Origin of the sequence: Pseudomonas sp. Z3-6, assembly GCF_051131985.1 — a bacterium.
Taxonomy (GTDB): domain Bacteria; phylum Pseudomonadota; class Gammaproteobacteria; order Pseudomonadales; family Pseudomonadaceae; genus Aquipseudomonas; species Aquipseudomonas zanjanensis.
The window spans coordinates 3616581-3640951 of the sequence record NZ_CP071644.1 but is presented as its reverse complement, the minus strand read 5'-3'; the positions used below and the strand labels follow the sequence as shown (position 1 = coordinate 3640951).

Genomic DNA, 24371 nt, shown 5'->3' with positions numbered 1-24371 from the left:
TCGCGAGCAAGCCCGCTCCCACAGGATCCGGCGCGACCCGGCAATAGGTCAGTCGGTCTCGTTGAGAATCAGGCTGCGATAATGCCCCGGGTTGGACCCGGACCATTTGCGAAACGCCTTGTAGAAGGAACTGGCATCGGCGAAACCCAGGCGTGAGGCGATTTCGACGAAGCTGATGGAGGGCTCGGCCAGCCAGGTGATCGCCAGGTCCTTGCGCACGCTGTCCTTGAGCCCTTGGTAGGTCTGGCCCTCTTCCGCCAGGCGTCGACGCAGGGTCGAGGCGGACACGCACAACTGATGGGCCAGGGCCTCGGTTTCCGGCCACTGGTCGGCGGGCAGTTGCCGCAGGTCGTGGCGGATGCGGCTGGCCAGGCTTTGCGGGTTGCGGTATTTGACCAGGATGTTGGCCGGGGCCTGGGCCAGGAAGCGCTTGAGCTCATCGGCGTTGCGCCGGATAGGCAGGTCGAGGCATTCTGCAGCGAAAATCATCCGCGTGCGTGGCCGGTCAAAGCGCAGGTTCTGGGAAAACATCACGCGGTAGTCGTCGCAGAAATCCGGCGCCGGGCAGCGCAGTTCGACGGACAGAATGGGAATACGCCGCCCGGCCAGCCAACAGGCCACGCCATGGACGATCATCCAGTAGGTGAAATAAGTAAAGGCCCGGCGCGGCGCCTGGTCATCTTCCAGCAGCACGATCTCCGCCAGGCTTTGCTGGCGCACCCATTGAGCCGGCAGGTGTTCGAGCATCAGCGACAGAAACCCCAGCCCCGCCGTCAAACTCGTCGCCAGCGTGGGCTGGGCCATGGCGCACTGGCAGAGAAACGCCAGGCTGCCGGACTTGAGCTTGCGCGGGTCCATGCCGAAAAACTCGTCATCCAACCGCCGGGCCAGTAAACGCCAGAGCCGCGCATAGGCATGGGCCGGGACCCGCGCCTGGGGATCGTCGAGCAGCGCCGGGGCTATGCCGACCTTGCTCAGGACCTCATCGGTAGCGGCTCCGGGGGCGCAGCTTTGCAGCAGCGCCTCCCGTACCAGCTGGATGGAAATGGTGTCTTTTTCCGACATGGCGCGGATGTTCACAGGATCCGGTAGAGCAGCCGTTCGATCCGCACCCGGCTGACCCTTTTCAGGAACCTGGCCACGGCCTCGGGGTAGTCCGGCAGGGTTTCCAGGTCCAGGTAACGCTCTATCCGCTGGGTGTGGCGGTATATCTGCTCGAGTTCGGCCTGGCGCGGCGCAAGCAGCTCGCCCTTGGGGTCGTCCAGCAACAGCGCGTTTTCCAGGTCCAGGCGAAAGGCCCGGGGGTTGAGGTTGTTGCCGGTCAGCAAGGTGTAGCGCTCGTCGACCCACATGCCCTTGAGGTGATAGGTGTTGTCCCCGTCGCGCCACAAGTGCAGGTTCAATTGACCGCTGTCGATCGCCCGCTGATGCCGCTTGGCGAAGCGGCGCAGGCTGATTTCGTAGAGGTAGGGCAGCGCCGCGATGATCTTGAACGGCTCGCTTGGCGGGATGTAGAAGTCGTTGGCGGTCTTGTCACCGACGATGATGTCGATCTTGACCCCGCGGGCCAGGGCGCGGTTGAGCTCCCGGGTCACGGCCAGGGGCAGGTTGAAATACGGGGTGCAGATCGTCAGTTGCTGGCGGCTGCTGGCGATCAGCTCACCGATCACCCGGCTCAGGGTATTGTTCTTGCCCACGCCCAGCAATGGGCTCACTGACAGGCCGCTTTTGTCGAGGCTGCCGGCGCTGGTGTCATAGGTCGCGTACTTCAAGCGACTGCGCAGGTCACCGATGTCCTTGCGCAAGCTGCGGGTGCTGGGCAGGTTCGGCAGGTCCAGGCGATGCACGGCCCGGGAAGTGACCAGGCCATGCTGCACCAGGTGGTGCATCGAATCGGCCAATGCCGTGTTCTGCAACAGGTGATAGCGGTCGTAGCGGTATTTGTCGAACTTGTGCAGGTACACGTTGTTCAGGCTGGCGCCGCTGTACAGCACGCAGTCATCGATCACGAAACCTTTCAGATGCAGCACGCCGAACAACTCGCGGGTCTGCACCGGCACGCCGTAGATCGGCACTTCGCTGGCATGGGTGCGGGTCTGCTCCTGGTACCACGCCGAGTTGCCCGGCTGCTTCTTGGCGCCGATCAGCCCGCGCTGGGCCCGCAGCCAGTCCACCACCACGACCACGTCCAGTTCCGGACGCGCCGCTTTGGCGGCATGCAGGGCATCGAGGATTTCCTGGCCAGCCTCGTCCTGTTGCAGGTACAGGGCGACGATGTAGATGCGCTGGGTGGCCTGGGCGATTTTCTCCAGCAGGCAACGGCGGAATTGAGCAGCGCCATCGAGGATGGTCACCGCGTCGGCGGTCAGTGCAAAGCTGCGCAGCTTGGGCAGCAGGGAGCGTTTGAAGAGCGACGGCATAGGGCTCGCAAAAGGTCGATTCCGAAGAACGGATGAGCTTACACCATGGATGGGTTCGGGTCTTCCTGTCGTCAAGAAAAAAAGACTTGACCAAGGAGAACGATCATTCTACTTTCAATTCATGAACGATATCACTGGTAATGAAACACGAGACATCATCCTCGATGTCGCCGAAAAGTTGATCTATAGAAGTGGCATCGCTGCCACCGGCATGGACCTTCTGGTGAAAACCGCCGGCGTCTCCAGGAAAAGTGTCTATCGCTACTTCGCCAACAAGGACGACCTGACCGTGGCCGCCCTCAAGCGACGGGACGAGCGCTGGATGCAATGGTTCATCACCGAGGTGGACAAGGCGCCCACCCCCACCGCACGGCTGCTCAACCTGTTCACCGTGCTCAAGGGCTGGTTTGACAGTGAGGGGTTTCGTGGCTGTGCCTTCATCAATACCAGCGGCGAAACCGGTGATCCGCAAGATCCGGTCCGCCAGGTGGCGAAGTTGCACAAACAGAAGTTGCTCGACTACGTGACCCGGCTGTGTGTCGAACAAGGTGTCGAGAGCCCGGATGCCCTGGCCCGCCAACTGCTGATCCTGATCGATGGCGCGATTACCGTGGCGCTGGTCATGGGCGACCACAGCGCGGCTGACCACGCCCAGGACATGTTGAAGAAGTTGTTACACGCCTGACCCGTAAGCCCTGTGCAATTCATCACCTCACTGGAGATCCGCCATGTCTGCCTCTTCTGAAGTTCGTCCGCCGTTGCCGCCGTTCACCCGTGAATCGGCGATCGAGAAAGTTCGCCTGGCCGAAGATGGCTGGAACGCTCGCGACCCACAAAAAGTATCCCTGGCCTACACACTGGATACCCAATGGCGCAACCGCGCCGAATTCGCCCATAACCGCGAAGAAGCCAAGGCATTCCTGACCCGCAAGTGGGCCAAGGAGTTGGATTATCGGCTGATCAAGGAGCTCTGGGCCTTCACCGATAACCGCATCGCCGTGCGCTACGCCTATGAATGGCACGACGACTCGGGCAACTGGTTCCGTTCCTACGGCAACGAAAACTGGGAGTTCGACGAGCAAGGCCTGATGTCCAACCGCTACGCCTGCATCAACGACATGCCGATCAAGGAAAGCGAGCGCAAGTTCCATTGGCCCCTGGGTCGCCGGCCGGATGATCATCCGGGGTTGTCTGAGTTGGGGTTGTAGTTCCCTGGCATGTCGCCAACTGAACCACCCATCGCGAGCAAGCTCCCACAATTTGGATTTTTGCGAACACACCTGTTGTGTCCGACTTGGATCCCCTGTGGGAGCGGGCTTGCTCGCGAAGAGGCCGGCACATCCAACATCACTGCAAACTGATACACAGCTTTCGCGAGCAAGCCCGCTCCCACAATAGCGCTGTGGAGTGCACAGCAGCGCCAGACCAGCGGCCGCTCCAACAGGCTTGACCCACATGCCGCCAGGCATCACATTGCCTGGGTCGGCGATAAGCCTGCTGTTTCGTTGTGCAGCATTTTTTGTGGAGCCCATGACCGCGTCGATTCCGATCCGTCCCCCCTGCCCGCCCGGCGTCTGCGATTGCGGGCGTGATGCGTTGCTGCAAGCGCCCGGCAGCGACCTGCGCATCCTGTGCCTGAACCGCCAGGAAGAAAAACGCCTGCTCGAACGCTTGGAGAACATCCAGAGCCTCGATGAACTCCAGCGCCTGCAACATCGCTTGTACGAGAACCTGGGTATCCGCTTGAGCGTCGAGCCCGGCTACAACGAAGTGCGGACCATGCGCGGCATCGCCATCGAATTCCAGGACCAGCCCGGCCTGTGTCGCAAGATCCGCCAGTCGATCCCTGCCGCCATCCGCCGCGGCCTGGAAAAACGCCCCGAGATCGCCTGGCGACTGCTGGATGCCCACGACCTGTTTCGCGATACCTGAACCTGGGCAGCTCCCTCCCTGGAGCGGCACGTCGACTTAGAAATCCACCGTCGCGGACAGCAGGTAGGTGCGCGGGGTCGACAGCGTCAGCCCAGGCTCACTGTCATCCGACGCACCGGCCGAGCTCCAATAGCGCTTGTCGGCCAAGTTTTCGATGTTGGCCCGCAGGGTGATGTTCTTCTCGTCGATCTTGAAGCCGTAGCGAGCGCCCACGTCGAAACGCGTCCAGGCATCGATTTCCTTGGTGTTGGACTGGTCCAGGTACTGCGCGCTGGAGTAGATGCCTCGGCTGGTCAATGTCAGGCCCTGGACAGTCGGCACGTCCCATTCGGCACCGAGGTTGACGTTGTACTTGGGCGTGGCCGGTGCACGGTTGCCATCGAATGCGCCATTGGTGGTGTCGGTCAGTTCGCTGTCGATGAACATCACACCGCCGAGCAAGCGGGTGCCCTTCAGCGGTTCGCCGAACACGCTCAATTCGACGCCGGTGTTTTCGCGCTTGCCGTTGGGGCCGAAGACGCGAGTCGTGGCGTCAGTCGCGTAGGCCGGTTGCTTGATCCGGAACACCGCGGCGGTGACGGCGAACGGGCCGGCGTCGTACTTGGCGCCCACCTCGACCTGACGGCTGATGAACGGTGGGAAAATCTCATCCTCATTCACCGAGGTGGACGGCGCGACCTTGCCCTGGCTCAGACCTTCCATGTAGTTGGCATACAGCGACAGCTTGTCTGTCGCCTTGAACAGGATGCCGCCCGACGGGGAAACCTTTTCTTCGTCGTAGGCAGTACGGCCTTTGACGCCGTTCGACCAGTCGTCAACTTCGACTCGCTGCCAGCGGGCACCAAGGGTCAGCAGCAGTCGGTCATCGAAGAAGCCCAATGTGTCCGACAACGCCACTCCACTGAAGTGGTTCTCGGTATAGACCTTGGGATCAGGCCGGGTGATTACACTCGGAGTCGGTGTTTCCACTGGATCATACAGATTGCTGTTGGACTGACCATAGCGAGCGCCGCCATTGGTGAAGTCCATGTAGAAATAGCTGGCGACCAGGTTGACCTCATGGCTTACCGGACCCGTATGAAACCAGTTTCGCGCCCCAGCATTGGCCGTGCGGACATTCTCGTCGCGGGTGAAATCTCGGGGTTGGACGCGAAAATCTCCAGCCTCATTGAGGACCGAAACGGCATGCCGAAGGAACTCATGATTGCTTTTGCGCGCCCCCACGCCGCCGTACAGCATGACGGTGTCGTTGACATCGAATTCGGCATTCACCGCGCCGAAGGTATCTTTGGTACGCGCCTTGCTCCAAGGCTGCGCGTAGTTACGATCTACATCGCTGGCATGCGGCACTGGCGCGACGTCGGCAACCTGCACACGTTCCTGGGGCGCGTCGGTGTTACGCTCGGTGTGGCCAATGTCGGTCGACAGTCGCAGGCGTTCCCCGCGAAAATCCAGGCCCAGCACCGCCATCTCGCGGTCCACGCTCTGGTGATCCCATTCGGTGTCGCCCGCCTGCTTCACGCCGTTGAAGCGGATACCGAACTTGTCCTCCTCACCAAAGCGCCGACCGACATCCACCGCCCCGCCCAGCTGGTTATTGGAGGCGTAGCTACCGGTAAATGAGGTGATGGGCTTGTCGGTGGCGCGCTTGGGCACCACGTTGATCCCGCCCCCCACGCTGCCCCGCGGCGAGACACCGTTGATGAGCTGGCTCGGCCCCTTGAGGATATCGACGCGTTCGGCCATCTCCATATCGATGGTGTAGGTCGGCAGGATGCCGTAGAGGCCGTTGTAGGCGACATCGCTGTTGAACAGGCTGAACCCACGAATGGTGAACTGCTCGTAGCGTCCGCCCGCCGGGTTGGTGGCGCGGACCGAAGGATCGCTGGCGATCAGGTCGCCCAGGGTCCGCGCCTGCTGGTTCTTGACCGTAGTGCTGGTGTAGGTGGTCATGCTGAACGGCGTTTCCATGAAATCCCGCGAGCCCAGCAAGCCTTGGGAACCGCGCCGTGCCACCTGGCCGCCGGCATACACCGGACTGTCCGTCGACGCCGCGGCGCCGAAAATCGAGGTGGGTGCCAGTTGCAGGCTGCCGCCTTCCGGCGCTGGCATCAGGATGTACGCCTGCTCCCCCACCGGCTGCAATTGCAGGCCCGAGCCTCGCAACAGCCGGGCAAACCCCTCTTCCACACCAAACTCCCCCGAGAGCCCGGCGCTGTTGCGCCCGCTCACCAAGGCTGGGTCCACCGAGAGGTTGACCCCGACCAGCCCGGCAAACCGGGTCAACGCCGCGCTAAGGCTGCCAGCAGGCACCTGGTAACTGCGCCGGACGGCTTCTTCGGCCTGGCTCGATGAGATGAAAAAAGGGCTGGCACCCAGGCTCAGCATGAGGCTCAGGTTCAACAGCGGACGCCAGCCGGCAAAGGCCGGGCGCAAACGCAACGGTACAACTGCGGACATTGGAAAGCGCTCTCGTTTTTGTTCAGTTGCCTTGAATGACAAGCGAGACAAAAAAAGGGGACAGGCCTCAGGCTCGATTCCTGGCGAAACGTGCAAAGCCACCCCCATCTGTGGCGAGGGAGCTTGCTCCCGCTGGGGTGCGAAGCGCCCCCAAAATGAAGCGAATAACATCAACCTGACACACCACGGGGGCTGGTTTGGGGTTGCTGCGCAACCCAGCGGGAGCAAGCTCCCTCGCCACAAGGGTATGACTACTCGTCTTTATTGCGTACCGGCCTCAGGCCAGTTTTTTGCGCGGCGTCAACGTCACCCAGTAACGAGTACGCATGTGCACGTCCAACGGCAGGCTGGCGGCAAGCAGCGTGAGGATTCGATCAGTGTTGTCCAGGCGGAAGCTGCCAGTGATTCGCAGCGGTTCCAGGGTTTCGTCCCAGCGCAAAACGCCAGCACGATAACGGTCCAGCTCCCGCAGGAAATGCCCTAGCGGCTGGTCCTGCGCAACCAGTACCCCGTCACGCCAACCCAGCTGGGCCACATCGAACGCCCGCACCGGCCCCGCGCCTGATGCCTGGAAGTTGACCTGCTGGCCCTCTTCCAAGTTCAGCGAAGGCCCGCGCAAGGGTTGCAGTTGCGCCGAGCCGCTGAGCACCGACACCCGGCAGTCGCCCTCACCCAAGTGCAGGCAGACTTCGCCACGATTGAGGGTGATGAGCCCATAGGGGGACTGAACGGACAGCGGCATGCTCCCGGCGAGCTTGAGGGCCATTTCACCGCGCACCAACACCAGGCGCCGAGCGTTGAGATCCAGGTCGACGGCGCTGTCGGTGTTCAGTTGCAGCGCACTGCCATCGACCAGCGTCCAGCGCCGTTGCTCCCCCGTGGCGGTGTGCAAGTCGGCGCGCCAGACCTCCAACGGCAGCTCTCGCCCCAACAGCCAGGCAGCCGGGACCAATGCAGCGACGCCCAATGCACGCTTGAGCACCGCGCGCCGGGCCAGCGCCGGACGGTCCAGGGTCGCCATGCCCAGAGAGGCTGGCACCCCGGCAAAGCGCTGGCGCAATCGCTGGGCCTTCTGCCACGCCGCCTCGTGGTGAGCGCTGCTGTCGCGCCAGCGTTGCAGGGCCGCCGAGTCGAACGTATCCCCGTCGAATTCCATCAGGGTCAACCAGCGGGCAGCCGCCCGTGCCGCTTCACGGGCCTCGGGTGATGGCGTCGACGACATCAGAAGTCCACCAACAGGCAATGCTCGTAGGCCTGGGCCATGTAGCGCTTCACGGTGCGCTCGGAGACTTGCAAGCGCTCGGCGATCTCGCGATAACCCAGGCCTTCGAGCTGACTCCATAAAAAAGCCCGCCGCACCAAGGGCGGCAGGCCATCGAGCAATTCGTCCAGGGCTTGCAGGGTTTCCAGCAGCAGCCAACGCTGTTCCGGCGACGGCGCGCAGGCTTCAGGCAGGTTCGCCAACGCGTCGAGGTACGCCTGCTCCAGATTGCGTCGGGTGTAGAAGTTGCTCAGCAGGCGCTTGCCGACAGTCAGCAGGTAAGCCCGGGGTTCTTGCAAGTCAGCCAAAGGCTGGGCGCTGGAAAGCACCCGCAGGAAGGTATCCTGGCGCAGGTCCGCCGCATCCCAGGCATTGCCCATGCGCCGTCGCAACCAGCCTTCCAGCCAACTCCCGTGGTCACGGTACAACGCATGGAAGGATTGCTCCGTCGGCGTAACTGCATCACACATGTCCAGAAGCCTGCGCAAGGTCTTAAATGAGACTGATTCTAATTAATGTTCGCGCATGAATCCAAGTTGTTTATGCAAAGTGTGTCTAAAAGGGGATTGTTGGGGCTGCTACGCAGCCCAGCGGGAGCAAGCTCCCTGCCACAGGGGAATTCAGAAACACCCTGCCCTGTGGGAGTTTTTGTGGGAGCAGGCAGGTCTTTTGCGAGCCAGTGTCATCAGTGACTGGCATGCAACGTCTTCGGCACTTCCGGCATGGCCGAAGAGTGGTGGTTGATGATCTTCCACTGGCCATCGAGGCGCTCGTAAAGGAAGGTGTAGCGCGCCTGGACTTCGCGCTTGGAACCATCGGCCTGGGTCAGGGTGAAGGTATAGACACCACTGTCCATCGCCGCGTCAGGCCCCAGGTGACGGATCTCGCGGTAGTTGATTTGCCCCACCGGCTTGCCCGCCAGGAAGTGCTCGAAGTAATCCTGGATCAGCGCCGGCGTATTGCGCACCTTGTTGGAAACGGTCGGTTGCAAAATCGCATCCGGGGCGTAGAGACCGGTCACGGCGGTGGCGCTACCGGTTTGCAGCGCGGCGTTCCAGCGGTCGAACAGTGCGGCGATTTCCCGATCATTCACGTTCTTGGGCTGTTCGGCCACGGTGCGATACACGTAGGGTGTGGCCTCGACAGCCTGGACAAGCGGCGCGGTCAGCAGGAAAAAAGCAGCGATGGCACAGGTTTTCATTTTCATCAGAAGGCTCCTTTGGGTTTCAATGAGCCCACTTTGCCGGCCTTCCCCACCTTCGCCATCGGCCAACCGGTGCCAATCGCCTATGCCATTCGGCAGATAGGCCCGTTGCCGGTGACACGTTTTAATGGCGCCACCGCGAACCGTCCGATCTTTTTCACGCTGGAGTTCCCCATGCAAAGCCCACCCCATGATCCCGGCAGTGCCCTGGCCATCCGCAGTCAGTATCGCCAGTCGCAAAGCCGCGCGGCGCGCCTGGGGCTGTTGCTGGGCACCGGCCATGAACTGATGCAGTTGCCGCTGCCGGCCATGCGTCAGCGGGCACTGCAACGGGCGTGCGCGTTCATGGCGATGGACCATGGCCTGCTGCTGGAGTGGGCGCCGGACAACACCTTGCGCACCCTCGCCAGCCACGGCAGCGCGGAACGCGTCGACCTGCTCGCCACGCTGGCCCAGCCACAGACACCCGGCCCGCACTGGCTCGAATCCCCCGGCAGCACCCTGCCCCAGGTCCTGCGGATTCCATTGCGGACCTCCGATGGCGTGACGTTCGGGGCCTTGCTGCTGGGCAACAGCGTCGCCCTCGGCGCGCCAGACAACGAAGACATCGAGTCGCTGCAATTGCTGGCGACGCTGTTGGCGGCGCATCTGGAAAACAGTCGCCTGGTCGAAGCCCTGCAAGCCCGCGAGCGGACCATGTCCGAGTTGGTCCACCGCTTGTTCAGCGCCCAGGAAGACGAACGCAAGCGCGTGGCCTACGACCTGCACGACGGCCTGGCGCAAAACCTGGCCGGGTTGCACCAGCGTTTGCAGGGTTTCGCCGGTCGCTGTCCATCCCTGCCACCGGCGCTGGCGAGCGAGTTGCAGGCCATCCTCGACCTGGCCCAGGGCTGCGTCGGCGAGGGGCGGCAGTTGATCGGGGGCCTGCGTCCTCACGTGCTGGATGATTTCGGCCTGTACAAAGCCGTCGACAAGGAAGCCGATCGCCTGCGCGACGCGGGCCTGAGCGTAAGCTGGGCCGAGCACAGCAGCGCGCGCCTGCCGGGGAACACCGAGATCGCCCTGTTTCGCATCGCCCAGGAGGGTATCAACAACATCCTCAAGCACGCCCAGGCCAGCCATGTGCACTTGGGGCTGGCGGTGAAAGATGGCCACGCGTGCCTGCGAGTGGAAGACGATGGGCGTGGCTTTGCCCTGGAACAACCCGTCGAGACCAACGGCAGCTGCCACCTGGGGTTGGCCGCCATGCAGGAGCGCGCCAACTTGCTGGGGGGCCATCTGGCCTGTTGCAGCCAACCCGGCGGTGGCACCCGCTTGCTCGCCAGCGTGCCGCTACCGTCCCCGGGAGTACAGCCATGAACCGCCCTTTGCGCCTGCTGCTGGCCGATGACCACGAAGTGACCCGCACCGGTTTTATCAGCATGCTCGCCGACAGCCCCGGATTCGAGGTCGTCGGCCAGGCCCGCGACGGTCAAGAGGCCCTCGACCTGTGCGAGCGGCTACAACCGGACATCGCGATCCTGGACATCCGCATGCCCGTCCTCAACGGCCTCGGCGCGGCGCGGATCCTGCAGCAGCGCCAGCCCGGGATCAAAGTGGTGATCTTCACCATGGATGACAGCCCCGACCACCTCGAAGCCGCCATCGGTGCGGGTGCGGTCGGCTACCTGCTCAAGGATGCCAGTCGCGATGAAGTGCTCGACGCCCTCAAGCGGGTCGCCCAAGGCGACGAGGCGCTGAACAGCTCGGTCAGCGCGCGCCTGCTGCGCCGCATGGCCGAGCGCGGTGCCGGTAACGCCCCACAGGTCCAGGCCCTGACCGCCCGCGAGCGCCAGGTACTGGGGTTGGTGGCCAGCGGTTTCAGCAATCGTGAAATCGGTGAAAAACTGGGCATCGCCCCCGGCACCGCCAAGGCCCATGTCGAGCGCGTCATCGGCAAGCTGGGCGCCGCCGACCGGACCCAGGCCGCCGTGCGCGGCGTGGCCCTCGGATTGGTGGCGCAACCCGCCGGGCAATGGCCATGAGGTTTCTCGCCGCCCGCCGCTGGGCCGACCTGCCGTTGCGGGGCAAGGCCCTGGTGGTGATTTCCCTGCCCCTGGTGGTTCTGCTGCTGTCGTTGGTGCTGATCTATATCACCGAACGCCAGACCGCCCGGGCCGAAGAAGACGTGCGCCGGGTGCTGCTGGTCCAGGGTGATATCCAGACGGTCCATACCCTGCTGGCCGAGGCTGCGGCCAGCGTGCGTGGTTACCTGCTGACCCGGCGCGAAGACTTCCTGCCCAGCTACGAGCAGGCCACGCCGCTGATCCAGGCTGCGTTGCAACGCCTGGACCAGAACATTCGCGATGCCAGGATGCGCGAGCATCTCAAGACTATCACCCCGCTGATCGCCGACAAGCTCGACGGTTTGCTCGCGTTGCGCAACGGCAAGCGCGACGACCCCGAGGCCATCACCGCGATCCTGATCGAAAACAAACAGGTGTTGGACGTGCTGCGCGAGCAGATCAGCGCCATGCGCATACGCGAGGATGGCCTGCTGGCCGAGCGCAGCGCCGCTGCCTCGGCCACGCGCATGCGGCTGTTGTTCGCCACGCTGCTGGCGGCGGTGTGCGGGTTGCTGGGGGCCATCGTTGCGGTGCTGTTCCTGTCCAAGGGCATCGTCGCCCGGGTCCAGCAGGTGCAAGGCAACGCCCAGCGCCTGGCCTTGGGCCAACCGTTGTTGCCACAACCGCCGGAGCAGGATGAAATCGGCCAACTCGGCACGCGCCTGGTGGAGGCCGGGCAGTTGCTCGCCGAACGCGAGCGGGCCCTGCGCGATAACGAAGAACGCCTGCGGCTGATCATCGACGGCGTGAAGGACTACGGGATCTTCGCCCTGGATGCCCAAGGCTACGTCACCACCTGGAACGCTGGCGCGCAGCGGATCAAAGGCTACACCGAGCAGGAAATCCTCGGCCAGCATTTCTCCCTGTTCTACTTGCCCGAGGAATGCCCGGCGCACCCGGACCTGGCCCTGCGCGAAGCCACCCGCGACGGCCACTACATGGAAGAAGGCTGGCGTTGTCGCAAGGACGGCAGCCGCTTCTGGGCCAGCGTGGTCATCACTGCCCAATACGATGCCACGGGCGCGTTGCGCGGTTTTTCCAAGATCACCCGCGACATCACCGACCGACGCGCCGCCGAAATCGCCTTGCGCACCGCCCGCGAGGAAGCGGAAAGCGCCAGCCGGGCCAAGAGCGAGTTCCTGTCGCGCATGAGCCACGAGCTGCGCACGCCCTTGAACGCCATCCTCGGTTTCGCGCAACTGCTGGACATGGATTCCACCGCCGGTCAACGCCCCCAGGTCAGCCACATCCTGCGGGCCGGCCAGCACTTGCTGGCGTTGATCAACGAGGTGCTGGACATCGCCCGGATCGAGGCCGGGCGCCTGCCCTTGAACATCGAACCGATCGCCCTGGCGACGGTGCTGCACGAAGCCTTGACGCTGGTTTCACCCATGGCCGCAGACGCCGGAATCCACTTGGTCGACCTACCCGCACTGCCCGACGACAGCGGTGTGCTTGCCGACCGCCAGCGCCTGGTACAGGTGTTGCTCAATTTGTTGTCCAACGCCATCAAGTACAACCGACCCGGCGGCGAGGTGCGCATCGAAGTGAGCGTCCAGCCCCATCAGGTGAGCATCGCCGTCCACGATACCGGCCATGGCATCGCCCCGGAACAGCTGGGCCAACTGTTCAAACCCTTCGAACGCCTGGGCGCCGATCCGCAGGTCGAAGGCACCGGACTTGGCTTGTCCTTGAGCAAGAACCTGCTGGAGATGATGCTGGGCAACCTGCAGGTCCACAGTGAGCCCGGGCACGGCTGTTGCTTTACCCTGCAACTGCCCGCCACCCAGGTGATCGGCACGCACTTGCCACCCATCGCCGCCTTGGCCGTGACGCGCGCCCCCGTGGACTATCACGGCAAAATCCTCTGCATCGAAGACAACCTGTCGAGCCTCGCATTGATCGAGACCCTGATGCAGCGTCGGCCCGGCATCCAGTTATTGTCGAGCATGCAAGGCCAGATGGGCCTGGACCTGGCCCGCCAGCACAGCCCGCAACTGATCCTGCTGGACGTCACCCTGCCGGACCTGGAAGGCCTGGAAGTTCTGCGGCGCCTGCGCCAGTCCCCGGCCACTGCGGCCACGCCCGTGCTGATGATCACCGCCGATGCCAGCGACCTGACCCATCGTGCCCTGCGTGACGCCGGGGCCACGGCGATCCTGACCAAACCTATCCATATCCAGGCCTTCCTCGGCCACCTCGAACACTATCTACCGGAGCCCGCATGAATCGCGACTTGCGCATTCTGATCGTCGACGATCAGCGCCCCAACCTGGACCTGATGGAGCAACTGCTGGCCCGCGAAGGGTTGCACAACGTGCTGAGCAGCACCGAACCGTTGCGCACGCTGGACCTGTTCAACAGCTTCGAGCCGGACTTGGTCATCCTCGACCTGCACATGCCGGCGTTCGACGGATTTGCCGTGCTGGAGCAACTGAACAGGCGCATCCCGGCCAACGATTACCTGCCGATCCTGGTCCTCACCGCCGACGCGACCCGTGACACCCGCCTGCGGGCCCTGGCCCTCGGTGCCCGGGATTTCATCAGCAAACCCCTGGATGCGCTGGAAACCATGCTGCGCATCTGGAACCTGCTGGAAACCCGCGCGCTCTATAAAGCGTTGCGCGAGTTGATCCCGTCCCAGCAGATCGAACTGTTGCGCCAGCACCGTCCCGCCGCCGACCCGGCCTAGCCTGGCGGCCGTTTCAGCGAGGCCATCGAAGCATGGGAATCACCGAACGAACATCGGCAAACGGCCTGCAAGCGCACATTCGCGGCGAACGCCTGGCCACTTCCGACGGCGTATCGAGCAAGGAGATCCTGGTGGAGATCTTTGTCCGTGAGCGCAGCGAAGCCCACGTCGTCGTGCCGGCGGTGGCCGAGCCGTTGCTCGTCTGGGTGTTATCCGGGGAGGCCATTGTCGAGGAACGCGCCGGCCACGGCGAGTGGGAAGCGAATACGGTGCGCCGCGCGGATTTTTTCCTGACCACCTCCCCTGATCCATATGAGATGCGCTGGCAAGTGACCAGCCCTGAGCCGTTCGTGGTCATGCATGTGTACTTGGGCCTGGCGTTGCTGGAACGCGCCATTGCCGAAGCCGGCGGTAGCGGTGCGATTCAGCTGCGGGAGGTCTCTGGGGGGCAGGACGAAGTCCTTTCGGCCTTGCTCGAACAAATTCGGGCAGAGTTGACCCGACGCGGTGAACCCAGTGCCTTGCTGATCCAGGGCGTGGCGCAATGTGTGGCGGTGCATTTGGCGCGGCATTACCTCGATGCCGAGGCCGAGGACATGTCCGGCCGCAACGCCCTGCCCGCCTTCAAGCTCAAGCGCGTCATCGGCTTGATGGAGCAATGTCTGGCCGAACCTTTCTGCCTCGCTGACCTGGCCCAGGCCATTGACCTGAGCGAGTACCACTTCAGCCGCCAGTTCAAGCGCGCCACCGGGCGCTCACCCTCGCAGTACTTCATCCAGCTGAGAATGGCCCGGGCCCGCCAATTGCTGATGGAAACCGAGCGCAGCGTCATCGATATCGGCCTGGAAGTCGGGTATGGCAGCGCCAGTCACTTCTCGCAGATCTTCCGCCGCGAAGTGGGCGTGGCGCCGAGTCATTACCGTAAGTAAGGACCACCACATCCCCTGTGGCGAGGGAGCTTGCTCCCGCTGGACCGGGCTGGCGCTCCAGCGCGCAGCGGTCCCAAAGTCTTGCGGTCGCTGCGCAACCGAGCGGGAGCAAGCTCCCTCGCCACAGGGGTGCTCTTGGCCGATGTCGAGATACGGCGCTTACTTGATCCGGTAGTGAAACGTATTGCGCACCGCTGGCACCGTCACCGCCTTGCCATCGATGATTCGTGGCTGATAACGAAACCCCTGGGCAGCGGCCAGGGACGGTCGGATGAACAATGGATGGCAACCGTCGATGACCTTGGGGCTGTCGATCCGCCCATCCGGCATCACGCTGTATTCCACCGTGCAATCGCCCTCCAGGCCCTTGTCCAGCGCGCGTTGCGGATAATCCGGGGCTTGCTTGCTCAGCGGTTGGTAGCTGCGGCTGTCGGCGGCGGCCTGGCGCGCCTGCTCCGCGTGGCGTTGTTGGGCAAGCTCCTGCGCTTGCCGGGCCTGATGCTGCTGTTCGGCAGCCTGCCGCTCGGCGTCTTGCCTGCGTCGTTCGCTTTCCTGGCGTTCGCGCTGCTGCTGTTGGGCTTGTTGCTCGCGCCTTTGCTCCTCGACCCGTTTGCGGGCCAGTGTCGCCTGTTCCAGCTTCTGCGCCTGGACTCGCGGGTCCACCGCTGGCTTGGTGGGGACAGGGCGCGGCGCGTCCATGGGTGGCGGGACAGATTCGACCGCGGCGGGTGCAACAGGGGTCACAGCCGCCGGTACAAGCGCTTCGGGTACCGCTGCCGCCGGCAGCATCACCAGTTGCGTGCGCAGCACCTGCGGCGTTTCGGCGGCGGGTTTCTCCACGCGCCATCCCAACACCAACGACCCGACTATCGCGGCGTGCAAAGCTACGGCGAGCCCTGCCGCCAGACTGTTTTTCCAAAAGCTGCGACCCAGGGCAGGGACGCTCAAGGAAGGACTGTGCATGATCATCGCCGTCATTGCGGTGCCTCGGTCACCAGTCCCAGGTTGCTCACGCCGCCCTGCTGCAACGCGGCCATGGCCGCGACGACCCGGCCGTAATCGGCATGCTCGTCGGCACGGATGTACACCTGGGTATCGCTGCGCTCGGCCACGACCTGCGCCACCTTGGCGCGCATCTGCTCCAGGTCAACGGCACTGTCGGTCTGGTGATGGGTGTCCAGTTCACCGCCCAGGTTCCAGTAGTAACCGCCCTCGGCCTTGACCGACAGGGTGAGGATTTGCTGGCGACTGTCGGTGGCCAACGCTTCGCTGGCGACCTTGGGCAGTTCGATCTTCACACCCTGGGTCAGCATCGGCGCGGTGACCATGAAAATCACCAGCAGTACCAACATCACGTCGATGTACGGCACCACGTTCATTTCGGCCTTGGGGCCGTGCTTTCGTTGTGGCTTGACGAGCATTTGCCCTCTCCTTTCAAGCGGCCGCGGCCATGTTCGCCGGGGCACCGTGCAGCTTGCGGTGCAGACGCGCCTGCAGCTCGTTGCCAAACGCGTAGTAACGGGTCAGCAGCGTCTGGCCACGGGCCGCGAAACGGTTATAGGCAATCACCGCCGGGATTGCGGCGAACAAGCCGATGGCCGTGGCGATCAACGCCTCGGCGATGCCCGGAGCCACCGTGGAGAGACTGGCCTGCTGCACTTGGGACAGGCCGATAAACGCATTCATGATCCCCCATACCGTGCCGAACAAGCCGATGTAAGGACTGACCGAGCCGACGGTGGCCAGAAACTGCAACCCCTTCTCCAAGTGGACTTCCTGTTCGCTGATCGCCACCTGCAGCGAGCGCTCGACGCCTTCCAGCACCACCTCGGGCGTGCTGGAGGGCTGGTTGAGCTGAGTGAAAGCCAGCAAACCCGCCTGGAAAATCGGCGTGACGCCACCGTCTTCTTCGCGCACTTGTGCGTGTTCCCGGTACAAGGGCAACAGGTCCTGTGCGCCGCGAAAACGCTGCATGAAACCGTTAAGCTGACGCTCGTAGCGCTGCAGCACGGCGCTGCGCTGGATAATCAAGTACCAGCTCAATAACGAGGCCAGCAGCAACGTGAGCATGACCGCCTTGACCAGCAGACTCGCTTCACTGATCAGGCCCCAGATCGTCATGTGTTCCAAAGTGGCTTGCATGGTTGAAACTCCTGTCTGGCGGTTATTCGATGAAATGTTCGTGACCGGTTGATGACAGCGACGCTCAAGGCAGATGGAGCGCTTTCGCGACGTCGGCCCAGGGCACGAACTTGAAGTTCTGGGTCTGCTCGGGCATGCGCTTGCGGCCGTCCTGGACCACCAGCATCCCCTGGCTCCACGGCCCGCCGAGGTTCGCCGAGGTCACTTCCAGGCCATCGGTTTCCGACGCGCCATCAATTCCTGCGGCGGCGTTCAGGCCGACTCGGAAGGCGCCGCGCACGGCGAAGGGCGGCTCGGCATCGAGCACCAGGTAGCTGTCGTTGCCCTGGCTGGAGATCACCAGGTAGTCGCGGTCCTTGGCCTGATACAAGGCCATGCCTTCGACGTCGGCGTGCAACGGCGGGCCGACCTTGATCACACTGTTCAACGTGGCCGGCTGTTCGGCCCGGGCATCCACTGTCCAGACGCCCACGTCCTCCTCACCCAGAAACAAGCGCTGGCGCTGCTCATCGGCCACGCACCCTTCGGGTTGGCTGGCGACGCTGAACTGGCGCACCAACTGACCGCGCACTACGCCGTCCGGCGCGCTGAGGCGGTACTGCTCGAAGCGCCCGTCCTTGCCGTTGGCGAAGGCATACAGTTCACCTTCGGCCGGTTGGAACAGGCAGATGCCGTAGATTTCCTTCAAGGACGTCGCAATCTCCCCCGCTTCACGCAACTCGCCGCTGGCACGGTCGATGCTGAACAGGCTCAAGCTGTTGCGATCACGGTTGCTGGCCACCGCCAGGTCGACGGTTTGCGTGCCCAGCTTGAAGCCAGGCCGCACATCGACGTTGTTCAGGCGCCCGACCGGCAGCTCTTGCAGCAACTTGCCTTGCAGGTCGTAGGCCAGCAGGCCTTGCTTCTTGTTGGTACCCAATACCCGGCTCAACCCGGGCGTAGTCGGATGTATCCAGATCGCCGGGTCATCCGCGGCATCCCCCTGACGGGCCACCGGTTCACTCTGGGCGATGGCGGCGACACTCGGCAGGACCGGCGCCAACGGCGCGGGGCTGGGTTGCCAGCCGAGTTCACCTTGGTACAGGTGCCCGTCGTCATCGTCGCGCAGCAGCACTTCGATACCGGTTTTCGTCCGGCGTGCCGCAAGGCTTTCCGGCTCCTTCAGGCCTGGTAACGACAGCTTGGCGCGTGGTGCCCAGCGTTCACCGTCCTGCTGATACAGATGCAACTGCGCGGCGTTGGGGTCAAGGCCCATTACAACGCCGGACACTACGGCCAGGGCGCCGGCCGCCTGCTGGATATCACCGAACGGCGCATGCATCGCCACCGGCAACCGCACGGTCTCGGCTTCGGAGGATGCCGGGTAGGCCCACCAGCCGACCCGTTCTTCGCTGACGAACAATTGCTGGCTGTCGTCCTGCACCTGGCAGGTCTTCGCATCCGGCGGCAGCGGCACGCCACGCACCCGTTGGGCCGTCGCGCCCAGTTGCTCGCCAGCGCCCACCAGCCATTGCTCACCCTTGCCCTCCTCACCCACCAGGAACACAAACAGGTTGCTCGCTTCGTCGCGGTACAGGCACAGACCGTTTACCGGGAAGTCCCGCGTGGGCAGGTACAACGGCGTACCCCACTGGCGGTTGTGTGGATCGAGGCTGACGACCAACGCTTGCTGGCGCGTGCTGTCGAGGCTGGCCACCAGCACGTTCGCGCCAAGCGCACGGCTGTCGATGCCGTCGAAGGCGCCTTTCAGGCGCGTCAATTCGCGACCTTGGTCATCGAGCAAGAACAAGCCTTCGCGGGCACTGGCCAGCCGCTCGGTCGTTGCAGCGCCGGGCAAGAATCCCAGGGCATTGAGCGACAGTTGCTGGGCTTGGGGCCAGGGTTGCAGCTTCAGCTTGGGCGCTGGGGAAGCGGCCAGGGCGGTGACCGATGCCAGGCTGATCAGCATTGTCAGCAGGCAGTGCTTGGGTAAAGACAACATCGTGTTCAACGGGAAAATCCTTGTCGTTGGGCCGAACTCAGAAATCGCAGGTTCGCCATTTTCTGTGGCGAGGGAGCTTGCTCCCGCTGGGCTGCGCAGCAGACCTTTCTTGTGGGCGCTACGCACCCAAGCGGGAGCAAGCTCCCTCGCCACAGGGATTGGCATCGGTGGTCAGAAATGGGTAAACGTCAGCCCCAGCTTGTACGTCGGGCCGTACTCTTCGTACTGGCCGTTATAGGAGCGGTGACCGGTGTAGACGAAATACGATTCGTCGGTGAGGTTCTGGGCCTCGAGGCTGACTTGCAGGTTCTTGGTCAGGGAGTAACGCGCGCTGAAATCGACGAAGGTCTGTGCATCGACGTGCAGGTCATGGTCGCGGTCGCTGATGGATGCCAGCTCGAACAGGTACGCGGACTTGTAGTTGGCCGACAGCCGCAGGCTCAGCTTGTCGTTTTCCCAACCCAACATCAGGTTGCCGACCGTGTCCGATTGGTTCGGCAAGTCGATGCTGCGCTTGCGCTGGGTGCCACTGGCCTGGTCGAAACCCTCGATCTCGGCATCTGAACGGCTGAAGGTGGTGTTGGCGCCGAGCAGCAGGCCGTTCCAGGGTGCCGGCAGCCAATCGAATTTTTGCGAGTAGGCCAATTCCAGGCCATACAGCTTGGCGCTGTCGCCATTGGCGTAACTGTGGGCCTCGGCGAAATCAGTCCAGGCGCCAGTGCCGGCCAGGTCGGTGTTGTAGACGAAGTTCTTGATGTCCTTGTAGAACACAAAGGCCGAGACCGTGCCGGCGTGGCCCATGAAGTGCTCGATGCCCAGGTCCAGGTTGCTCGATTCCAGCGGCTTGAGGTCCGGATTGCCGAAAGTGGCCTCGTCATCGTCGATGACAAAACCCGGCGCCAGTTGCCCGAAGGTCGGACGCACCACGGATTTGGTCCACGCCGCACGCACCTGGGTGTTCTTGTCCAGTTGGTAGCGTGCATGCAGGCCCGGCAGCCAGTGGTGGTACTTGCGTCGGGTCTCGGTATCGGTAAATACCCCGTCGGTGGCGCCGGTGCCCTTGGCTTCGAACTCGGTGCCTTCGTAGCGCATGCCGGCGATGAAACGCCAGTCATCGATGTCGACGGTGTTCATCAGGTAGCCGGCGTTGATGTCCTCGCTCATCTTGAAGTCGTTGACACGCGACTCTTGCTCGTCAAGAAAATCATCGCGATTGAGGCCGCCCAACAACTGCTTGATGGCATCGGCGCTGATGCCCGGGCCGAAGCGCCCGAGGCGGTAATCCACGTTGCCTTTCTGGAACTGCCCAAGGTTCAGTTGCTTGTCGGTGAAACCCAGGTCGTCGAAATCCTCGTAGACCCAGGCATCGAGGTCGTTGTCCTTGTCCCGCCGGCTGACTTTGCCGCCGAACTTGACCTGGGAGGCATACCCCCCGAGGTCATAGTCCCGGGCCAGGTCCAGGCGCAGGTTTTTCTCGGTGTCGGTGGTTTTTTGCTCTTCCCAGTCCACCTTGTCGAGGCTGAAGTTGGTCGGATCGTAGAAGCCTTCGCCTATGATCGGCCGTGGCTTGTCGTTGTCATGGAAACCGCCGTTGAAACCATCGATACCTTCGAAGGTGGCGCCGGCAATGTGGCCAGGGCTGTCTTCGCTGGATTCGCTGTAGCCACCCTGGCCGCTCAGGGTCCACAGACCGAACATCCGCTCGCCGCCGAGCACGTAGGATTGGATTTCCTGGGTTTCTTCCCGTTGCTTGAGCCTGCGCTGGCCCTCGGCGTCGCCCAGTTCACCGGCGGCCTGCGGGTCTTCGAAAGCGATGCTGGTGGCGTTGCGGGTTTCGCTGTCCTTGTAGCGACTGTAGAGCGTGCGCAGGTAATAGCTGCTGACGTCATCGGGCTTGTAATCGAAGTTCAAGCCGCCGCCGGCCCGCTCGCGACGGATGTCGTAGTCGCGCTGTTCGAACTCTTCGAGGCGTGAGCCTTGTTCGAAGTCCCAGGCGCCGCCGGTTTCGACGTTGTCCGAGCCGAAGTCACGTTTCTGCCAACTCAGTGCCGCGGCCACGCCGAAGTTGTCGATGCCATCGCCAAGACTGAAACGGTCGCTGATGGCGCCGGAAAATTTCGGGCTGGTCTGGCCGGTGTTCTTGTCGTAGCTGGCTTCGCCGCTGCCGGTATAGAACAGGCCCTTGTGATCGAAGGCCGAGAGGCTCTTGACGTCCACCGTTCCGCCCAGGGAGTTGGCGTCCATGTCTGGCGTCAGGGTCTTGATCACCGACAACGACTGCACCAGCTCCGAGGGCAACACGTCCAGGGCAACGGCGCGACGCTCGCTTTCCGGCGCCGGTACCAGGGTGCCGTTGATGGTCACGCTGTTGAGGTCCGGCCCGAGGCCGCGCACGCTGACAAACCGGCCTTCGCCCTGGTCGCGCTCGACGCTGACACCCGGCAGGCGCTGCACCGCTTCGGCGACGTTTTCATCGGGCAATTGCGCCACGCCGTCAGCGTGCACCACGCTCTTGATGCTGTCGGCGCTGCGCTGCTCCTTGAGGGCCTGGTCGATACTGGCCGCCTGGCCGACCACTTCAACGTGTTCCGTGGCACCGGCCGCCTGCTCCGCGGCGCTCAGTCGCTCACTGACAATCGCCATGGCCAACGCGGTGATGGTGAAACCGACGAGCCCGGCAGTGCTTGTGCGGTGATACATGGTGATCCTCCCCAGGAATCCGGAAATCCGCCAGGCAATGGCCCGGCAACTGGGAGGGCACGCTAGGGGTGGGGAATGACGGTTCTGTGACAGGCAGGGGCCGCAGAAGCCAAGCGGGTAGGTTTTGAGTGGATTCGTGGCACACAATGAGCTGATACGACCCTCTTTTACGACGGGTGTGTTCCTCGTGGCGAGGGAGCTTGCTCCCGCTCGGCTGCGCAGCAGCCGCAAATCGGACGATGCGGCGTGCCTGTAAGTATCGTGGCGCTTGGTTTTTTGGAGGGGTGCTTCGCACCCCAGCGGGAGCAAGCTCCCTCGCCACAAGGATTGCGGCAAAAAAACCGGATAACCGATGAGCTGATTCGACCTCCCCCACCCCATCACTCGCCGTCACCGCACTGTCACATTCATCTGCTGTGCTGGGCCGCATTCCGCTTCTGGCAAAGGATTCCGGCCATGTTCTCCGTGCTCCGCCCGCACCGTTTCAAACTCGCCCTGCTCCTGCTGGCGGCCAACTTCGGGTTGCTCCTGCACCTGGCCAGCGGCGAACTCAAACCCATCGCCGAATGGGTCTGGCTGGACATCCTCGGTGAAGGTGGCTCGGCGCTGCTGGCGCTGGTCTGGCTGGGGTTGGTACTCAAAAGCCGCCCCGCCGGCCGGGTCACCAATTATCTGGTTCTGGGCCTGGGCTGCATCTTCTTTTCCTGGTGGATCGACAGTCTCGACGAATTCATCCGCCTGCCCGACAGCATCACCTGGGATCACTGGCTCGAATCCGGACCGATGCCGCTGGGCATGATCCTGCTGACCCTCGGCATCTACCACTGGCACCGCGAACAATTGGCAATCAATGGTCAGATGGAGAAGCGCGAGCGACTGTTCCGTGAGCACCGTCTGTTCGACAAGCTCACCCCGTTGGGTGGCGCCGACTTTCTCAAGCATGAGCTGTCCGCCAGCCTGGAGGACAGCCGCCGTCGCCAACAACCGCTGTCGCTGCTGGCCTTGGACTTGGATAACTTCACCGCTATCAACCAGCGTTTCGGCCATGGCGAAGGCGATGCGGTATTGCAGGCGATCAGCCAGTTACTGGTCTTGAACCTGCGCCGCCAGGACCTGTTGTGCCGCCTGGCCGGTGATCGCTTCGTGGTGCTGCTGCCCGACACCGGCGAAAGCCAGGCCCGACGCCTGGCCCTGGAACTGGAAATCGCGGTGCGCAGCCTGGCTCACAAGACCCGACAACACGGCGAGCGGCTCCAACTGACAGCCAGCACAGCGGTGGTGATGGCGTTCGACGAATCCCCCGACGCCTTGCTCAAGCGCCTGAACCTGGCGCTCGCCCAGTCCCGGACCCCGTTGGCGAAAAGCGCATGACGCTCAAGACCTGCTGGTACGAAACCGATAGCCGCTTCATTCCGGGACACTATCAACCTGCCGCGCTGATCGACCTGGCATTGTCGCGGGACATCGACAGCCATCGCCTCCTGCGCGGCACCGGGCTGTTCCATGACGATATCCTCGCCGGACAGAGCCGCATCAGCCCGCAGCAGTTCCTCGGCCTGATCGACAACAGCCGGCGCCTGCTGGATGCCAGCGACAGCAGCTTCCTGTTTGGCCAGCGGCTGTTGCCGGGGCATTACGGCCCCGCGAGCCACGCTTTGCGTCACGCGCAGAACTTGCATCAGGCCCTGCAGACCCTGATCGACCAGCAGGCACTGCTCAGCCCGTTGGCGGCTCCGCGCCTGTTGCTGGACGAGCACTACGCCTATGTCCATTGGCTGGACAGCTGCGGTGCCGACGAACAATGGCGCTTCGTGCTGGAAGCGAGCATGACCTCGATGGTGGCGATGAGCGCCTGGCTCAGCGGCGAACGCCTGCCCTGGCAGTGCAGTTTTCGCCACGGCGAGCCGCGTTACGTCGAACAATATTGGGTGCACCTGGGTGAGCACACCCAATTCGACCGCCCTCTGGACCTGATGCGTCTGCCCCGCCACTGCCTTGCCCAACCCTGGCCCAACGTCTCGGCCACCGCCGGCCAGGTGGCGCGGATCGAAGCCCGGGACCAGCTCGATCAACTGGGTTTCGCCTCAAGTTTCCTGGATTGCCTCTACGACTACCTGCACACCCATGTGCAGCAGACGCCAAGCCTGGAACAGACCGCCCAGGCCTTCGCCATGAGCCCGGCGACCCTCAAGCGCAAATTGCACAAGCACCACACCGGGTTCCAGCAACAGGTGGACCGGGTGCACACCCATGTGGCCTTGTATCTGTATCAAGTCAAGGGGTTCAGCAACGAGGAAGTGGCGCAGTACCTGCGCTTCAACGACACGGCGAACTTTCGTCGCTCGTTCAAGCGCTGGACCGGCAGTACGCCGAATCTGATCCGGCAATTGCTGATGTTGGGCTGAAGGGGGCAGCTTGATAAAGGCCTCATCGCGAGCAAGCTCCCACACTGGATTCGGGTGGATGCAAAGTAAGCTTGCGGTGAACTGCTGTGGCGAGGGAGCTTGCTCCCGCTCGGTTGCGCAGCAACCGCAAAAACTTGGGG

Annotated in this window: 21 protein-coding genes; 10 read left to right on the top strand and 11 right to left on the bottom strand. The window is 63.3% G+C overall.

What is annotated here, in order from left to right; genetic code table 11:
• Window positions 1–48: 48 nt before the first annotated feature.
• Window positions 49–1065 (bottom strand): AraC family transcriptional regulator, encoded by a 1017-nt coding sequence (locus tag J3P88_RS16240; protein ID WP_434570204.1) that lies wholly within the window; start codon window positions 1063–1065, stop codon window positions 49–51.
• Window positions 1066–1076: 11 nt separating this feature from the next.
• Complete coding sequence (gene pssA / locus J3P88_RS16235; RefSeq protein WP_434570202.1) at window positions 1077–2420, bottom strand: CDP-diacylglycerol--serine O-phosphatidyltransferase; 1344 nt, start codon at window positions 2418–2420, stop codon at window positions 1077–1079.
• Between the two features lie 121 nt (window positions 2421–2541).
• Between pssA and J3P88_RS16230 the strand changes: the two genes are divergently transcribed.
• From J3P88_RS16230 to J3P88_RS16220, 3 genes are all read left to right on the top strand, one after another.
• Window positions 2542–3105 carry a TetR/AcrR family transcriptional regulator gene (locus tag J3P88_RS16230; RefSeq protein WP_434570200.1) on the top strand — a complete coding sequence of 188 codons (564 nt, stop codon included), beginning with the start codon at window positions 2542–2544 and terminating at the stop codon, window positions 3103–3105.
• Window positions 3106–3148: 43 nt separating this feature from the next.
• Window positions 3149–3628 carry a DUF1348 family protein gene (locus J3P88_RS16225; protein WP_434570198.1) on the top strand — a complete coding sequence of 160 codons (480 nt, stop codon included), beginning with the start codon at window positions 3149–3151 and terminating at the stop codon, window positions 3626–3628.
• A gap of 322 nt (window positions 3629–3950) precedes the next feature.
• Window positions 3951–4352 (top strand): hypothetical protein, encoded by a 402-nt coding sequence (locus J3P88_RS16220; protein ID WP_434570196.1) that lies wholly within the window; start codon window positions 3951–3953, stop codon window positions 4350–4352.
• Window positions 4353–4388: 36 nt separating this feature from the next.
• Here the strand turns inward: J3P88_RS16220 and J3P88_RS16215 are convergent, their stop codons facing one another.
• The 4 genes from J3P88_RS16215 to J3P88_RS16200 form a co-directional block, all read right to left on the bottom strand.
• Entirely contained in the window at window positions 4389–6812 is a 2424-nt protein-coding gene (locus tag J3P88_RS16215) for a TonB-dependent siderophore receptor (RefSeq protein WP_434570194.1), read from the bottom strand.
• A 277-nt stretch (window positions 6813–7089) separates the two neighbouring features.
• A complete protein-coding gene (locus tag J3P88_RS16210) occupies window positions 7090–8034 on the bottom strand; it encodes a FecR domain-containing protein (RefSeq protein WP_434570193.1) in 945 nt (314 codons plus the stop codon).
• A complete protein-coding gene (locus J3P88_RS16205) occupies window positions 8034–8543 on the bottom strand; it encodes a sigma-70 family RNA polymerase sigma factor (RefSeq protein WP_434570191.1) in 510 nt (169 codons plus the stop codon). The genes J3P88_RS16210 and J3P88_RS16205 overlap by 1 nt, the downstream gene beginning before the upstream one ends.
• 215 nt (window positions 8544–8758) lie before the next feature.
• Window positions 8759–9280 (bottom strand): SgcJ/EcaC family oxidoreductase, encoded by a 522-nt coding sequence (locus J3P88_RS16200; protein ID WP_186706812.1) that lies wholly within the window; start codon window positions 9278–9280, stop codon window positions 8759–8761.
• A gap of 171 nt (window positions 9281–9451) precedes the next feature.
• Between J3P88_RS16200 and J3P88_RS16195 the strand changes: the two genes are divergently transcribed.
• Genes J3P88_RS16195 through J3P88_RS16175 form a run of 5 tightly spaced genes read left to right on the top strand, consistent with a single transcriptional unit; the run spans window position 9452 to window position 15003 of the window.
• Window positions 9452–10636 (top strand): sensor histidine kinase, encoded by a 1185-nt coding sequence (locus tag J3P88_RS16195; protein WP_434576492.1) that lies wholly within the window; start codon window positions 9452–9454, stop codon window positions 10634–10636.
• Window positions 10633–11301, top strand: a complete 669-nt coding sequence (locus J3P88_RS16190; protein WP_411384622.1) for a response regulator — start codon at window positions 10633–10635, stop codon at window positions 11299–11301. The genes J3P88_RS16195 and J3P88_RS16190 overlap by 4 nt, the downstream gene beginning before the upstream one ends.
• Window positions 11298–13610 carry an ATP-binding protein gene (locus tag J3P88_RS16185; RefSeq protein ID WP_434570188.1) on the top strand — a complete coding sequence of 771 codons (2313 nt, stop codon included), beginning with the start codon at window positions 11298–11300 and terminating at the stop codon, window positions 13608–13610. Before J3P88_RS16190 ends, J3P88_RS16185 begins: the two co-directional genes overlap by 4 nt.
• The gene (locus J3P88_RS16180; RefSeq protein ID WP_053187808.1) at window positions 13607–14074 is read left to right on the top strand and encodes a response regulator; all 468 of its coding nucleotides are present in this window, start codon (window positions 13607–13609) and stop codon (window positions 14072–14074) included. The genes J3P88_RS16185 and J3P88_RS16180 overlap by 4 nt, the downstream gene beginning before the upstream one ends.
• Before the next feature lie 32 nt (window positions 14075–14106).
• Complete coding sequence (locus J3P88_RS16175; RefSeq protein ID WP_186706807.1) at window positions 14107–15003, top strand: helix-turn-helix domain-containing protein; 897 nt, start codon at window positions 14107–14109, stop codon at window positions 15001–15003.
• A 159-nt stretch (window positions 15004–15162) separates the two neighbouring features.
• Here the strand turns inward: J3P88_RS16175 and J3P88_RS16170 are convergent, their stop codons facing one another.
• From J3P88_RS16170 to J3P88_RS16150, 5 genes are all read right to left on the bottom strand, one after another.
• On the bottom strand, window positions 15163–15981 hold the full coding sequence (locus J3P88_RS16170; RefSeq protein ID WP_434570185.1) for an energy transducer TonB: 819 nt from the start codon (window positions 15979–15981) through the stop codon (window positions 15163–15165).
• Window positions 15978–16424 carry a protein TolR gene (tolR, locus tag J3P88_RS16165; RefSeq protein ID WP_186706804.1) on the bottom strand — a complete coding sequence of 149 codons (447 nt, stop codon included), beginning with the start codon at window positions 16422–16424 and terminating at the stop codon, window positions 15978–15980. The genes J3P88_RS16170 and tolR overlap by 4 nt, the downstream gene beginning before the upstream one ends.
• Window positions 16425–16437: 13 nt before the next feature.
• On the bottom strand, window positions 16438–17145 hold the full coding sequence (gene tolQ / locus J3P88_RS16160) for a protein TolQ (RefSeq protein WP_434570183.1): 708 nt from the start codon (window positions 17143–17145) through the stop codon (window positions 16438–16440).
• A 64-nt stretch (window positions 17146–17209) separates the two neighbouring features.
• The gene (locus tag J3P88_RS16155) at window positions 17210–19126 is read right to left on the bottom strand and encodes a phytase (RefSeq protein ID WP_434576489.1); all 1917 of its coding nucleotides are present in this window, start codon (window positions 19124–19126) and stop codon (window positions 17210–17212) included.
• Window positions 19127–19297: 171 nt separating this feature from the next.
• A complete protein-coding gene (locus J3P88_RS16150; RefSeq protein WP_434570181.1) occupies window positions 19298–21826 on the bottom strand; it encodes a TonB-dependent receptor in 2529 nt (842 codons plus the stop codon).
• A gap of 456 nt (window positions 21827–22282) precedes the next feature.
• Between J3P88_RS16150 and J3P88_RS16145 the strand changes: the two genes are divergently transcribed.
• Together J3P88_RS16145 and J3P88_RS16140 are read left to right on the top strand one after the other, a co-directional pair.
• A complete protein-coding gene (locus J3P88_RS16145; RefSeq protein WP_434570179.1) occupies window positions 22283–23197 on the top strand; it encodes a GGDEF domain-containing protein in 915 nt (304 codons plus the stop codon).
• Window positions 23194–24231, top strand: coding sequence for an AraC family transcriptional regulator ligand-binding domain-containing protein (locus J3P88_RS16140; protein WP_434570177.1), 1038 nt, complete (start codon window positions 23194–23196; stop codon window positions 24229–24231). The genes J3P88_RS16145 and J3P88_RS16140 overlap by 4 nt, the downstream gene beginning before the upstream one ends.
• Window positions 24232–24371 lie beyond the last annotated feature (140 nt).